The sequence below is a fragment of the Herbiconiux moechotypicola genome (genome assembly GCF_024979255.1).
GTDB lineage: Bacteria > Actinomycetota > Actinomycetes > Actinomycetales > Microbacteriaceae > Herbiconiux > Herbiconiux moechotypicola.
Genome location: NZ_JANLCN010000004.1, coordinates 168,883 through 182,278 on the forward strand (window position 1 = coordinate 168,883; position 13,396 = coordinate 182,278).

The following is a 13,396-nucleotide window of genomic DNA, read 5'->3' on the forward strand; positions in this document are numbered from 1 at the left end:
TCGCCGGGGCCGCGATAATGGGCGGATGGAAGCTGCGGCCATCGGCACGATCGTGTGGGTGGTGTCGTTCGTGGTGGTGACCGTGGCGGTGACCGGCCTGTCGGGCCGGATCGGCTGGTCGGCTCCGATCGTGCTGGTCGTGGTCGGCGCGGTCGTGTCGTTCATCCCCGGAGTTCCGGCCGTCGAGGTCGAACCCGACCTCATCCTCTACGGGCTGCTGCCACCTCTCCTCTTCGCGGCCGCGATCCGCACCTCCTTCGCCGACGTGCGGGCCCGCCGCGACGGCATCCTCCTGCTCTCCGTCGGGCTGGTCGCCTTCACCGTCGTTGCTGTCGGCCTCACCGCGTGGCTCGTGGTGCCCGCCATCACCCTGGCGGCCGCCTTCGCGTTCGGCGCGGTCGTGGCACCCACCGACGCGGTCGCGGTCACCGCCATCGCGGGCCGGCTCAAGCTGCCGCGCCGCCTCGTGACCGTGCTCGAGGGAGAGAGCCTGCTCAACGACGCGACGGCCCTGGTGGCGCTCAACGCCGCGATCGCCGCCATCGTCGCAGCCTCGACCGGCACGAGCGCGACCGGCGACGCTGCCGCCGAACCCCTTTCTCCGTGGCTCATCCTGCTCGAGTTCGTCATCGCCGTCGTCGTGGGCGTCGGTTTCGGCTTCGTCGTCGGCGGCATCCTGGCCGCGGTTCGCAAGCGCCTGCACTCGCCCGTGCTCGACACCAGCCTCTCGCTCATCACGCCCTACGTCGCGTTCATCCCCGCCCAGCTGCTGCACGGCTCCGGCGTGCTGGCCGTCGTGGTCGCGGGTCTCTTCCTCGGCTTGCGGGCCCCCGTCATCCAGACCGCCCAGGCCCGAATCGCGGAGGCGCTCAACTGGCGCACCATCCAGTTCCTGCTCGAGAACGCCGTCTTCCTCTTCATCGGCCTGAGCCTGCCCGCCATCCTCGAGGGCGCCCTCGCCACGGGCCCCGGCGTCTGGCCCACCATCTGGATCTCGGCCGCCATCCTCCTCTCCGTCTTCCTCTCCCGCTTCGTCTGGATGATGTTCACCACCTCCGTCTACCGCTTCGGCCCGCAGTGGCTCCGGCCGCGCGGCTGGAGCTGGCGCAACGGCATCGCGGTGTCGGTCGCCGGCATCCGCGGCGTGGTCACGCTCGCCGCCGTGTTCCTGCTGCCCGAGGAGACACCGGGCAGAGCCTTCCTGCAGTTCCTGGCATTCGTGGTGGTGGTCGGCACCCTGCTCGGCGGGGCGTTCCTGCCGTTCGTCATCCGGCGCCTGCACCTGCCGCCGCCCGACTTCCGGCAGGAGCAGAGCGAGGTGCACATGCTGCTCGCCGAAGCCCAGACGCACGGGCTCGCCCGCCTCGACGAAGAGCTCGATGAGGGCGTCGACCGCCGCGTCGTGGAGCGACTCAGGCTCAACGCCGGCTTTCTCGGTGACGCGCTCGAGAACCCCGGCGAGGGTGACGAACCGCTCACGAAGACCTACAACCGCCTGCGTCGCTCCATGATCGCGGCCGAGCGGGATGCGGTGCTCGCCGCCCGCTCGGAGGGCCGCTACCAGGAGCGCGCGGTCAAGGCCGTGCTCGCGAAGATCGACGTCGAGGAGACCGAGCTCGACGTGGGAAGGTCCCGGGGCGATGAGTGACACCGCCGCGCCCGCGACGGAGCTGCCGACCGCCGCCGACCGCCGCTTTCTCGTGGTGTACCGCATCGGGCTGGCGCTCAAGGGGATCGACGGCGCGTTCGAACTCCTCGCCGGCCTCGCGCTGCTGTGGGCACCGGATGCGCTGGCCAGGCTGATCGCGCCGCTCGCGGTCGCCGAGACCGGACCGCATCCCGTGCTCGACCTGATCGCCTACTGGGTGGGTCGCGCCCACCACGAACTGATAGCAGGGCACCACGCCTTCATCATCACGTTCCTGCTGCTGCACGGCGTGGTGAAGCTGGCGCTCGTCTACTGCCTGCTCCGCCGGTTCCACTGGGTGTACCCGTGGGCGCTCGCCGTGCTCGGGGCGTTCGCGGTGTACCAGGGCGTCGTGCTGGTGATGAAGCCGACCGTGGGGATGGGGCTGCTCACGGTGATCGACCTGGCGATCATCGGGCTGGTGTGGAAGGAGTGGCGGATGGTGCGGCGTACGCCGCACCCCGCCTGACCGGTCAGTCGCCCGCGCCACCCACGGGTGTGCGGTTGAGCGTGTAGGCCTGCGCGGCACCGGTCACTCCGGCCACGTCGACCGTGATGTCGGCGGTGTAGGTGCCGAGCGGCCAGGTGAGGATCTCGGCCTGCGCCTGTTCGGTGGTCGATCCCTCGAGCGGAATCCACGAGATGGTCTTGCGGTAGGTGCCCTCGGGCAGGGCGTTGTTCGACACGAGCACGATCGTCTGCGACCCGTCGCCACCGGCCGACGTGCTCACCACGTTGAAGTTCGGCCCGTTCACGGCCGAGATGCGCAGCGGAGTGGTGCGGCTGCTGCCGGCGCCGCCGCCGGAGCGCACCATCGTGCCGGCGACCACCATCGTGACGAGGTCGCCCGCCGCGAGGGTCCCGTCGATCACGATCGCGAGCGGCCGGTTCACGTTGATCTGCTCGTCTTGGAAGCTCGCCGACGAGAAGCTGGTGTATTGCACCGAGTTCACCCCCACCGTCGAGGCGGAGGCCCTGGGGGCGGCCAGCGTGGCTACCACGACGGGTGCCGCCCACGCCGCGGCCAGCACGCTGCGGCGCGCCACTCCGCCCTCGGTCGGGGTCTCGCCGTCAAGCGTGTCAGTATGCGTCATCATCGTCCTCTCGCCGGGAAGGAGCCGTCGTGATCGACAGCCGTCTTGACCCAGCCCACCCCGTTGGGGGGACATTTGCAAGCGATGTGAACGTGGAATTTACACGCCGTTCATCCGGCGAGGCCCGAATTGACTTGAACGGCCGCCTCGCGACCCCGACTCAGCGACGTGCGGCCAGGAAACCCTCGACGAACTCCGCGGTGTCCTCCCAGCCCTCGACGGCGTGGGTCGGCACGCCGACGGTCTTCACCGGGTAGTCGTTGCCGCCCTCGTCGAGGCGGTCGCCCACGAACAGCATCTCGCCGAGCGGGATGCCGGTGAGCTCGGCCAGCTTCGTCATGCCGTAGGCCTTGTCGATGCCCTTGCGCGTGATGTCGACCGAGGTCGACCCGCCGGAGCGCACCTCGAGCTCGGGGAGGAGCTCGGCGACCGCCGACCGCAGGGCCTCCTTCTTGGCGCCGGTCGGGTCCCAGGCCGACTTCGCCGGGATGGGAGCCTGCTGGCCGAGCGCCGAGTAGGTGATCTGCGAGCCGCGGTCCTCGAGGATGGGGCCCCAGGTCTGCTCCTCCCAGAGACCGAGGCGCTTCGCGTTGCTCACCAGTGCATCCTGAGCGGCGGTCTTCTGCTCGTCGGTGAGGTTCTCGGCGTAGATCTGGTTCCAGCCGCCGTCGTCGTAGCGGTAGTACTGGGTGCCGCAGGTGGGCATGAGGTGCAGGCGGGCCAGCTTGTCACCGGCTCCCTCAGGCAGGTTCGCCACGAGCTGCGACTGGAACTGCCCGAACTGACCGCCCGAGATGACGCAGACGGGAACGGCCTCGAGCAGGTCGACGAGCAGCGAGGCCATGCGGGGGTCGAGCGGTGCCTTGGAGGGCGCGAGGGTGTCGTCGAGGTCGAAGGCGACCAGGCGGACGTTCGTCGTCAAAGCGGTATCTCCTAGGTAGGGCCGGGATGCGGCGAGCAGGCGAGATCATATTGTGACAGATCAGCGCATCCGCCCGTGTTCAGTCGAAGCCGATGACCTCGTCGCCCCAGGCCTCGCGGATGGCGGCGTCGGGATCGCCGACCACCGTCGCCCCGTGGTCGAACACGAGGGTGCTGCGCGCAGCCTCGTCGTAGAGCGGCCACCCCGGGGCTTCGCCGGTGCGCGCGAACGCGAGCCAGTGCCCCCGCACGAGCTCGGCCACCCGGTGCGCCGCGTCGCGGCCGCCGAGACGGAAGCTGAAGTCTTTGCGGGTGAGTTCGAAGTTGCCGAACACGTAGGCCAGCTCGGCTCCGTGCGTGGCGCCGATGCCGAGCAGGCGCAGGGCCGGCGTGGAGTGGTCGAAGCGGTACATGCGCGTGGGCGCCAGCCGGCTGTGCGCGGCGGCCACCCAGATCGACGGCATGCGGAACCCGGCGTCGCGCGACACCTCGGAGGGCGTTCGATGGTGCGGGAAGTGCGGGTACGCGGCCTCGATGCGCTCCTCCACGCCGTCGAGCTCGGGGCGTTCGAGCGCGATCTGCTCGAACATGGCGTGCACCGAGGTCTGCGTGATGGGCATGAGGGGCGACTTCATGAGGCGGAACAGCGAGGCCTCGTCGCGGTTCGTGCCGATGATGAGCGGCACCGGCAGCTGCCGGCCCGCGGCGAAGGCGGTGACGGGATGCTCGGGCACGAGGTCGCCGTCGACGACCGGCCCGATAGCGAGGGTGCCCGGCGCCTCGGCCGAGACGGCGCCGACCAGCTCGAAGGCGGCCTCGCTGAGGCGCTCCGCCGAGAGCTCGCGCAGGGCTTCGGGATGCGCGGGGTCGACGCCCACGAGCCCGAGAAACTGGTGGGCCACCCGTGCCGCGCGCTCCTGCCCGTAGACCGAGGTGGCGGGCGAGCTCTCCGCGATCGCACGATGGAACAGACCGGAGGCGGCGGGGGAGGTGAGCAGGGTGGTGACGCACCCGCCGCCGGCCGACTCACCGAACAGGGTGACCGCATCCGGGTCGCCGCCGAACGCGGCGATGTTCTGCTGCACCCAGTGCAGGGCGGCGACGATGTCGCGGAGGCCGAGGTTGGTGTCGAAGGGCTGCTCGGCTGTCGACAGCGACGAGAAGTCGAGGAAGCCGAGGGCACCGAGCCGGTAGTTCAGCGACACGACGACGACGTCGCCCTCGGTGACGAGGTGGGTGGGTTCGTAGAGCGGCTGCGCGCTGGAGCCTGCGATGTAGGCGCCGCCGTGGATCCAGACCATGACGGGGAGGCGCGTGGCCACGGCGGGTGCCGACACGTTGAGGGTGAGGCAGTCCTCCGACTGGGTCACACCCTCGGGGAGTGAGACGGCGCGGTTCTCGTGCTGGGGCGCGGCGTCGCCGAACGCGACCGCCTCGCGCACGCCGTCCCACACAGCGGGCGGCTGCGGTGCACGGAACCGCAGCGCTCCCACGGGTGCCGCGGCATAGGGGACGCCCCGCCAGTGCCGCACTCCGCTCTCGAGCACCCCGCGCACAGAACCGGCGGTGGTGTCGATGAGGAGCGAGGCGTCGTCGGTGGTCGGCATGCGCCCACTGTATCGACTCGAGCCGGCGCTGCGGCACGGTTGAATGGGGGTGTGGATGCTCAGCTGATCGACCTGCTCCGCGACGATCTCGTGGCGGCGCGCTACCGGGTCGACGTGATCGAAGGGCTCTGGGGCCCGGCCGCCGCGGCGGCGCTGCACCGGGGGCGCACGCTCCCGGCGCGACGGGTGCTGGAGGCGTCGCGCGCATCCGGAGCCGCCGAGCCCGAACCGGCGGCTGCGACGCTGGCGCGACTGTTCCTCCTGGGGGAGGCGCTCGAGTCCGACGCGGTCTCGCGGGCTCTGCCCCGGGTGGGGCCCGCCGGGATGGTCGAGCTGGGGCTGCTCGACTCGCACGGCGGGCACCTGCACGCCCTGCTAGACCTGCGGCCTTACAGCTTCGTCGACTCGCTGGGCGCGGGCAGCTGGTGGATCGTCTCCGACCTCGGCGAGGCCGTGCTCGGGCGGGCGCTCGACGAAGACCACGTGCTCGGCGTGGGCGGGGCGTCGCTCACGCTGTCGGGCCTGATGGTGCCGACGCCCGCGCGCACGGTGCTCGACCTCGGCACCGGATGCGGCATCCAGGCCATGCACGCGGCCCGCCACGCCGAGCGCGTGGTGGCCACCGACATCTCGGAGCGAGCGCTCGAGCTCGCGCGCTTCAACGCGCGGCTGAACGGCATCGCGGGCATCGAGTTCCGGCACGGGAGCCTGTTCGAGCCGGTGGCGGGGGAGCGGTTCGACCGCATCGTGTCGAACCCGCCGTTCGTCATCACACCGCGGCGCGACGGGGTGCCGCAGTACGAGTACCGCGACGGCGGGCTCGAGGGGGATGCGCTGGTGGCGCGGGTGATCCGGCAGGCGGGCGAGCACCTCGAACCGGGCGGGATCGCTCAGCTGCTCGGCAACTGGGAGTACCGGGCGGGGAGCGGCGACGGCGACTCGCCGACGCTCGACGGACTGGAGCGGGTGCGCTCGTGGGTGGCGTCGTCGGCGGTGCCGGTCGACGCCTGGGTGATCGAACGCGAGCGGCAGGATGCGCCGACGTATGCGGAGACCTGGATCCGCGACGGCGGCACGCGCCCCGGAGCATCCGGGTTCGACGCACTGTACGCGGCCTGGCTCGACGACTTCGACGCGCGTGGCGTGCACGAGGTGGGGTTCGGCTACGTGCTGCTGCGGCGGCCGTGGGCGCAGGCGGGTGACGTGACCCTGGCGCGCTACGAGCGGGTGGCCGAGGCGATCGGGTCGAACCCGATCGGACTGGGCGACCACCTCGCGGCATGCCTGGAGGCGCACGACTGGCAGGCCCACCGCGGCGACGAGGCCCTGCTCGCGGCGACCCTCGTCTACGCGGGAGACGTCACCGAGGAGCGCCACTACTGGCCAGGACACGACGACCCCGTCGTGATGACCCTGCGCCAGGGCGGCGGCTTCGCCCGCACGGTGCCCCTCGGCACGGCGCTCGCGGCATTCGTGGGCGCGTGCGACGGCGACCTCGGCGTGCGCGCGCTCTGTGCGGCGCTCGCCGAGGTGCTCGAGGTCGACGAGCCCGCCCTCACGGCCGAGCTGCTGCCGCAGGTGCGCGACCTCGTCGCCGACGGCTTCCTGCGCCCCGCCTGATGCTTTCGTCTCGCATGGCTGACGCGCAGTGGGTGCACAGTCGGTGCACAGAAGCGGCCGCCAGACTGGTCTCCAGTGTCGGCGCATTCCGGCGCCGCTGAGATCGGAGCGATTGATCATGGGATTCCTCGACCGCCTGCTTGGCCGAGAAGAACCGCAGCAGTACCCGCAGTACACCCCCGCGCCGCAGGCCCGGCCGGCCGCCGGCCAGACCGCCCAGGCCGCCCAGCGCACCGACGACGAGATCGCCGTCGAGCGCTACCGCTACCTGCTGCGCACCGCTCCGCCCGAGACCATCGAGCAGGTGCACGAAGAGGCGTTCACCAAGCTCACCCCCGAGCAGCGCCAGCTGCTGTTCCAGCAGCTCAGCGAGAACGCACCCGCCGGCGACCAGCCGCGCGGCGACGACCCGCACTCGCTGGCGCAGTCGGCCACCCGCTCCGAGCTGCGTCAGCCCGGCACGCTCGAGCGCTCCTTCAACGGCGGCAACCGCGGCGGTGGCATGGGCTTCGGCAGCATGGTCGCGTCGTCTCTGCTCGGCACCGTCGCGGGCTACGTGATCGGCTCCGCGCTGGTGAGCGCATTCCTTCCCGACCCCTCGGTCGACCAGGCGGCCGACTCCGGCGACTCCGGCACCGGCGACTCCGGCACCGACGCGAGCGGTGACACGGGTACGGATGCGGGTGCCGACGGCGGCGTCTCGGCCGACGGAGGCGACTGGGGCGGCGGCAGCGGCGACTGGGGTGGCGGCGGCGACTTCGGTGGCGATTTCGGTGGCGGCGACTTCGGCGGCGGCTTCGACTTCTGATCGCAGCGTCAGAGGCGGCGCGATAGTCTGACGCCATGACCGACCTGCGCATCGTCGAGCACGAAGACGACGACACCGTCACCTACTACGTGACGACCGACCTCAACCCCGAGGAGTTCCCCGGCGCCCCGTCGCTCGGCCCCTTCACCACCCGCGCGGAGGCCGAGACAGCACTGGCCGAGTGGGACCAGGAGCTGATCGACGACGCCGCCGAAGACGGCGACACCGCTCCCGCCGCGGTCTGAGCGCGCAGAGCCGCTACAGGCTGCTCTGCAGCACGATCACGAACGAGATCGCCCCGATGCTGAGGGCCACCAGCCCGATGATCACGATCCAGGTGAGTGCTCGAGCACGCCCGAGGCGGCCCATGAACCCGGTGGGGCGGTCGTCGTCGAGGTCGTCGCTCATGACTCCGACACTAGTGGCTAGCGGGTAGCGTAGTCATCGGCCCCCACCGTCGACACCGAAGAAGGCGATGAACGACTACGCGAGCAAGCCCTGGCTGTCCAGCTACCCGCCCGAGCTGGCGCCCACGATCCAGGAGGTCGACTTCGCCTCCGTCGGCGAGCTCGTCGATGCCACCTGCCTGCGCTTCAGCGCGAAGCCGGCCTACTCCAACCTCGGTCACGTCATCGACTACGCCGAGCTCGGGCGGCTCTCCGACCACTTCGCCGCCTTCCTTCTCGGCGAGCTGAAGCTCGCGAAGGGCGACCGCATCGTGCTGCAGATGCCCAACCTGCTGCAGTACCCCGTCGCCGTCTACGGCGCCCTCAAGGCCGGCCTCGTGGTGGTGAACGCGAACCCGCTCTACACCGCCGCCGAGATGAAGAAGGTCTTCCTCGACTCGGGTGCCGTCGCCATCGTCGTCATCGAGAACTTCGCCGACAAGCTCGAGAAGATCATCGCCGACACGGGCATCCGCCACGTGGTGCTCACCGAGGTGGGCGACCTCCTGCCGCCGGTGAAGCGCGTGCTCACGAACTTCGTGGTCAAGCGCGTGCGCAAGATGGTGCCCGCGCACGAGCTGCCCCGCGCATCCGCCTCGCTCACCACCTTCCGCGACGCCCTGGCGAAGGGCGAACGGATGCACGGCACACCCGCCGCCGCCCGCCCCGTGGTCGAGACCGGCGATACCGCGCTGCTGCAGTACACCGGCGGCACGACGGGCGGCACCAAGGCCGCCGTCATCACCCACCACAACCTGCTCGCCAACCAGGCGCAGATGCTCGCCCCGATGCGCCTGCGTCTCACCGAGGGCGAGGAGACCATCATCGCGGCCCTGCCGCTGTACCACATCTTCAGTCTCACGGTGAATGCGCTGGCCTTCTTCGCCTACGGCTCGCACAACGTGCTCATCACGAACCCGCGCGACACCAAAGACCTCGTGAAGACGCTCGGCGCCACCAAGCCGACCGTGCTCATCCTGGTGTCGACGCTGGCGGGTTCGCTGCTCGACAGCGAGGCCTTCCGCGCCCTCGACTTCTCGCGCGTGAAGCTCGCGGTGGCCGGCGGCATGGCGGTGCGCAGCGCCACCGCCAAGCGCTGGCGCGAGGTGGTGGGTGCCGACATGCTCGAGGGCTACGGCCTCACCGAAGCATCGCCCGTGGTGTCGGTAAACCCCACCTGGACGACCCCGCGCGTGGGCACCATCGGGCTGCCGTTGCCCTCCACCGATGTCGAGCTGCGCGACGACGACGGAGAGCCCGTGCCGATGGGCGAGCGCGGCGAGCTCTGCGTGCGAGGCCCGCAGGTGATGTCGGGGTACTGGAACCAGCCGGGCCCCACCGCCGACGTGCTGAAGGACGGCTGGTTGCTCACCGGCGACGTGGCCACGATGGAGCCCGACGGCTACCTCACGATCGTCGACCGTAAGAAGGACATGGTGGTGGTCTCGGGCTTCAACGTCTACCCCTCCGAGGTGGAGGAAGCGGCGATGTCGCACCCGAAGGTGAAGGATGCGGGCGTCATCGGCGTGCCCGACGAGCGCTCCGGCGAGTCGATCGTGCTGTTCGTCGTGAAGGCCGACCCCTCGCTCACCGAGGAGGAGCTCGCGGCCTACCTCAAGACCGAGCTGGCGGGCTACAAGCGCCCGCACCGCATCGAGTTCCGCGACGAGCTGCCGAAGACCAACGTGGGCAAGGTGCTGCGCCGCGAGCTCACGGCCCTTCTGGAGCAGGACGGGGCCGCCGCAGCAGGATCGTGACCGCGATCACCGCAGCGACGGTGAGCGCGATGGCGAGCAGCACCGCCGGCAGCGGCAACGGCCCGACGAGCAGGGGCAGGGCGAGTACGACCGAGGCGCCGCCGAGCGAGAGCGCGGGCGGGATGACCGTGGGCCCGAGCAAGGGGCGGTAGAGCACCCACATCATGACGAGGTAGACCGCCACGGGCACCGCGATCGAGAACGCCACGAGCTCCAGTGGCAGGGTGTGTCCCTCCTCGGAGGGCGACTCGTGGCCGAGCTCGGCGAACGCCTTCACGCTCACCTCGAGCCCGGCCCCCACCGCCGCGAGGGCGGCGAAGACGAGGTAGTGCCCGTAGCCCCAGAAGTAGGCCCAGCGCCGGTTGCGCTCGAGCCCCTCGTGGGCCGGCTGCAGGAAGTACACCCACCACAGCCCGAACAGCAGCGCGAGACCGGAGGCGGCGAGCACGACGAAGGGCGCCGACCCGGCTCCCGCCGCCACCACCTCCTGCACCCCCACGCTCACCGCGAGCACCGACTCGCCGAGCAGGATGATGACGAAGAGCGCGTAGCGCTCCGCGACGTGGTGCGGGTGCCAGCGGGTCTCGCCCGTGCGCTCGGCCCACGGCGGCACGGCCATCTCGAGCAGTGCCAGCACCACGAACACCGTCACCTGCACGCCGAACGGCAGCCCGGCGGTCACGAACAGCCGCACGATCCAGAGCGCCTGCACCACCGTGATGCCGAGGGCGTAGCGGAGCGCGGTGGCCCGGCCCGACGGGTCTTGCGCGGCGGCGCGCAGCCACTGCACCACGAGCGCGATGCGCATGATGAAGTACCCGACGGTGATGAGCGTGTAGTCGCCCTCCCCGAAGGCGCCGGGCACCCCGGCCGCCAGCACGAGCACCCCGCCCATCTGCAGCATGGTGAGCAGCCGGTAGGGCACGTCGTCGGTGTCGTAGGCCGAGGCGAACCAGGTGAAGTTGAGCCACGCCCACCAGATGGCGAAGAACACCATGAGGTAGTTCGGCACGGCCTCGGCCAGGTGGTCGCCCTCGATCGCGTGCGCGACCTGCCCCACGATCGAGGAGACGGCGACCACGAAGGTGAGGTCGAAGAGCAGCTCGAGCGGGGTGGAGACGCGCTCCTGCTCGTCGATGGAGCGGCCGCGCATCCGGACCAGCGGAACGACCCCCGAGAGGGCGTGGGGGCGACGATCGGTGCTCATGGCCCGAGCGTAGCGCCGCCAAGTGACCTGCCGTGTCGCACGAACGGGCGACACGAGCGCGTCACACGAACAGCAGCACCAGCTGCAGCACGACGGCGCCCACGCCGAGCCCGAGCAGGATCCACCCGGTCATGCGCAGCGCCCGGCCCTCGTGGCGCGGATCCTCGACGCGCCCGACCGAGGGATCGCGCGGGTTCACATAGACGGTCACGTCGTCGCCGGGTTCGAGCACCTGGGTCTCGTCGTCGATCGACGGAGCCTCGTAGAGCACCCCGTCGTCGCCGAGCCACCGGTAGACGAGGTCTCCCCGGCCGTCGACCACCACCACCCCGAGCGTCTCCCGCCAGCCGTGGAACACCGCCTTGCGGATGTAGCCGACCACCACCAGCAGGGCGCCCGCCGCCACCCCGATCCAGCTGAACACCTCGACGATCAGCGAGATCGCGTCGATCGGGTCGTCCATGGTAGAAGACTAGGGCCTCCGGCCGGGAGCGTGGCCGACGGATGCGCGGGGCCGCTGGCTAGAGTGGAACGGATGAACGGGGTGCAGCTGCTGCTCGTGATCGTCGGCGCGATCGCGGTGACCGGTCTCGCCCAGCGCCGGGGACTCCAGCCCGCGCTCGTCATCACCGTGGTGGGGTTCGCGGCATCGTTCATCCCGGGGTTCACGAGGCTCGAGCTCGACTCCGAGATCATCCTCGGCGTGGTGCTGCCGCCGCTGCTGTACTCGGCGGCGCTCAACTTCTCGTTCTACTCCTTCGTGCGCAACCTCCGGCCCATCATCGGTCTCGGAGTGGGGCTTGTGGTGGCCACGGCGTTCGTGGTGGGCCTGTTCGCCTCGTGGGCGGTGCCCGCGCTCACCCTGCCGACCGCCCTCATCCTGGGCGCCATCGTGTCGCCGCCGGACGCCGTGACCGCGGTCGCCATCGGCCGCAAGCTCGGGCTGCCCAAACGGGTGATGTCGATCCTCACCGGCGAGAGCCTCGTGAACGACGCCGCCGCGCTCACGATGTTCAGCATCACCCTCGCGGCGGTCGCGGGCACGCACACGCTGTTCGAGAGCCCGGTTCTGCTGTTCGGCTACTCGGCCCTCGTGGGCGTGGCGGTCGGGCTCGTGCTCGCGGCGGTCGCTACGGGCATCCGGAGGCTGCTGAAGGACGCGGGCCTCGAGACGGTGCTCGGGCTCGTGGTGCCGTTCGCAGCCTACCTGCTCGCGGAGCAGCTGGAGGCCTCGGGAGTGCTCGCGGTCGTCGCGGCGGGCTTCGCGGTGGGCAGCTCGTCGGGGCGCGCGGGCTATGAGACCAGGCTGCAGGAGCGGCAGGTGTGGTCGTCGATCGACGTGCTGCTCGAGGCCTTCGTGTTCGCCTACATGGGGTTGCAGCTGCGTTTCGTGATCCAAGACCTGGCCGACGCGGGGGAGTCGGTGTGGGCCGTGTTCGGAGCGGGACTGCTCGTGCTACTCGTGGTGCTGCTCGTGCGGCCGGTGTGGGTGTTCCTGTCGTTCGGGCGGCACTACCTCGGCGACCGGCTGATGCGCCGGCGGGTGGCCGCCGACGACCGGGTGCGCGAACGCATCGAGCGCGAGAACGCCCGGCGGGTGGCCAGGGGGCGCCGGCCGCGCGGCTTCCCCGTCTATCTCGGGTGGCGCGAGAGCGTCGTGGTGTCGTGGACCGGGATGCGCGGCGTGGTCACGCTGGCCGCAGCGGCCGGTGTGCCGGTGCTGCTGGCCTCGGGCGAGCCGTTCCCGGGCCGCGCCGAGATCCAGGCCATCGCGTTCATCGTGGCCGTGGGCACCCTGCTGGTGCAGGGCCTCACGCTGCCCGCGCTGATCCGCGGGCTGAAGCTCAGCGATCCAGCGCAGGAGGAGTACGACCGCGCGCAGACTCAGCACGCCCGCGAGGTGGCGCACGCCGCGGCCGGCCGGGTGTTCGCCGAGTTCACCGCATCGCCGCCTCCCGGCGTCTCGCCCGAGCTGGTGCAGCGGGTGACGAACCTCGTGTCGAAGCAGTCGGCCGACGCCGAGCGCGATCCCGATCCTCGTGAGGGCAGCGCTCAGGGGAGCGCCTTCGGCGACCTGTACCGCCGTGTGCTGCAGGCGCAGCGCGCCGCCGTGCTGCAGGAGCGCGACAGCGGCTCGCTCGACGACGACATCGCCCGCGACTACCTCGAACAGCTCGACTACCAGGAGGCCGCGATCGTGTCGCGGCTCGGAAACCGCCTCTGACCGGGCGTCACGCGTGAAGGAGCGC

Annotated in this window: 13 protein-coding genes; 7 read left to right on the forward strand and 6 right to left on the reverse strand. The window is 71.0% G+C overall.

Annotated elements, in window-relative coordinates; translation table 11 throughout:
• The first annotated feature begins 25 nt into the window (after positions 1-25).
• Together N1031_RS07980 and N1031_RS07985 are read left to right on the forward strand one after the other, a co-directional pair.
• Positions 26-1,648 carry a cation:proton antiporter gene (locus N1031_RS07980; protein ID WP_259479092.1) on the forward strand — a complete coding sequence of 541 codons (1,623 nt, stop codon included), beginning with the start codon at positions 26-28 and terminating at the stop codon, positions 1,646-1,648.
• Positions 1,641-2,156 carry a DUF2127 domain-containing protein gene (locus N1031_RS07985; protein ID WP_259479093.1) on the forward strand — a complete coding sequence of 172 codons (516 nt, stop codon included), beginning with the start codon at positions 1,641-1,643 and terminating at the stop codon, positions 2,154-2,156. Before N1031_RS07980 ends, N1031_RS07985 begins: the two co-directional genes overlap by 8 nt.
• Positions 2,157-2,160: 4 nt before the next feature.
• Here N1031_RS07985 and N1031_RS07990 read toward each other — a convergent pair whose 3' ends face one another.
• The 3 genes from N1031_RS07990 to N1031_RS08000 form a co-directional block, all read right to left on the reverse strand.
• Positions 2,161-2,781: a hypothetical protein gene (locus tag N1031_RS07990; RefSeq protein WP_259479094.1), complete on the reverse strand. Its 621-nt coding sequence runs from the start codon at positions 2,779-2,781 to the stop codon at positions 2,161-2,163.
• Between the two features lie 160 nt (positions 2,782-2,941).
• Positions 2,942-3,703, reverse strand: a complete 762-nt coding sequence (locus N1031_RS07995) for an HAD-IIB family hydrolase (protein WP_259479095.1) — start codon at positions 3,701-3,703, stop codon at positions 2,942-2,944.
• Between the two features lie 79 nt (positions 3,704-3,782).
• Positions 3,783-5,309: a carboxylesterase/lipase family protein gene (locus tag N1031_RS08000; RefSeq protein ID WP_259479096.1), complete on the reverse strand. Its 1,527-nt coding sequence runs from the start codon at positions 5,307-5,309 to the stop codon at positions 3,783-3,785.
• Between the two features lie 51 nt (positions 5,310-5,360).
• Here N1031_RS08000 and N1031_RS08005 point away from each other — a divergent pair, with 51 nt between their 5' ends.
• The 3 genes from N1031_RS08005 to N1031_RS08015 all read left to right on the forward strand — a co-directional run bounded on the left by N1031_RS08005 (position 5,361) and on the right by N1031_RS08015 (position 7,982).
• Entirely contained in the window at positions 5,361-6,929 is a 1,569-nt protein-coding gene (locus N1031_RS08005) for a DUF7059 domain-containing protein (RefSeq protein ID WP_259479097.1), read from the forward strand.
• A 118-nt stretch (positions 6,930-7,047) separates the two neighbouring features.
• A complete protein-coding gene (locus tag N1031_RS08010; RefSeq protein ID WP_259479098.1) occupies positions 7,048-7,737 on the forward strand; it encodes a hypothetical protein in 690 nt (229 codons plus the stop codon).
• Between the two features lie 35 nt (positions 7,738-7,772).
• Positions 7,773-7,982, forward strand: a complete 210-nt coding sequence (locus N1031_RS08015; protein ID WP_259479099.1) for a hypothetical protein — start codon at positions 7,773-7,775, stop codon at positions 7,980-7,982.
• Between the two features lie 13 nt (positions 7,983-7,995).
• Here N1031_RS08015 and N1031_RS08020 read toward each other — a convergent pair whose 3' ends face one another.
• The gene (locus tag N1031_RS08020) at positions 7,996-8,145 is read right to left on the reverse strand and encodes a hypothetical protein (RefSeq protein WP_259479100.1); all 150 of its coding nucleotides are present in this window, start codon (positions 8,143-8,145) and stop codon (positions 7,996-7,998) included.
• Positions 8,146-8,212: 67 nt separating this feature from the next.
• Here N1031_RS08020 and N1031_RS08025 point away from each other — a divergent pair, with 67 nt between their 5' ends.
• Positions 8,213-9,940 carry an AMP-binding protein gene (locus N1031_RS08025; RefSeq protein ID WP_259479101.1) on the forward strand — a complete coding sequence of 576 codons (1,728 nt, stop codon included), beginning with the start codon at positions 8,213-8,215 and terminating at the stop codon, positions 9,938-9,940.
• On the opposite strand, the gene N1031_RS08030 is transcribed toward N1031_RS08025, so the two are convergent.
• The gene (locus N1031_RS08030; RefSeq protein WP_259479102.1) at positions 9,894-11,147 is read right to left on the reverse strand and encodes a low temperature requirement protein A; all 1,254 of its coding nucleotides are present in this window, start codon (positions 11,145-11,147) and stop codon (positions 9,894-9,896) included. The two genes, N1031_RS08025 and N1031_RS08030, sit on opposite strands and share 47 nt — an antisense overlap.
• Before the next feature lie 61 nt (positions 11,148-11,208).
• Positions 11,209-11,610, reverse strand: a complete 402-nt coding sequence (locus tag N1031_RS08035) for a DUF3592 domain-containing protein (protein ID WP_259479103.1) — start codon at positions 11,608-11,610, stop codon at positions 11,209-11,211.
• Between the two features lie 72 nt (positions 11,611-11,682).
• Here N1031_RS08035 and N1031_RS08040 point away from each other — a divergent pair, with 72 nt between their 5' ends.
• The gene (locus N1031_RS08040) at positions 11,683-13,371 is read left to right on the forward strand and encodes a cation:proton antiporter (protein ID WP_259479104.1); all 1,689 of its coding nucleotides are present in this window, start codon (positions 11,683-11,685) and stop codon (positions 13,369-13,371) included.
• Positions 13,372-13,396 lie beyond the last annotated feature (25 nt).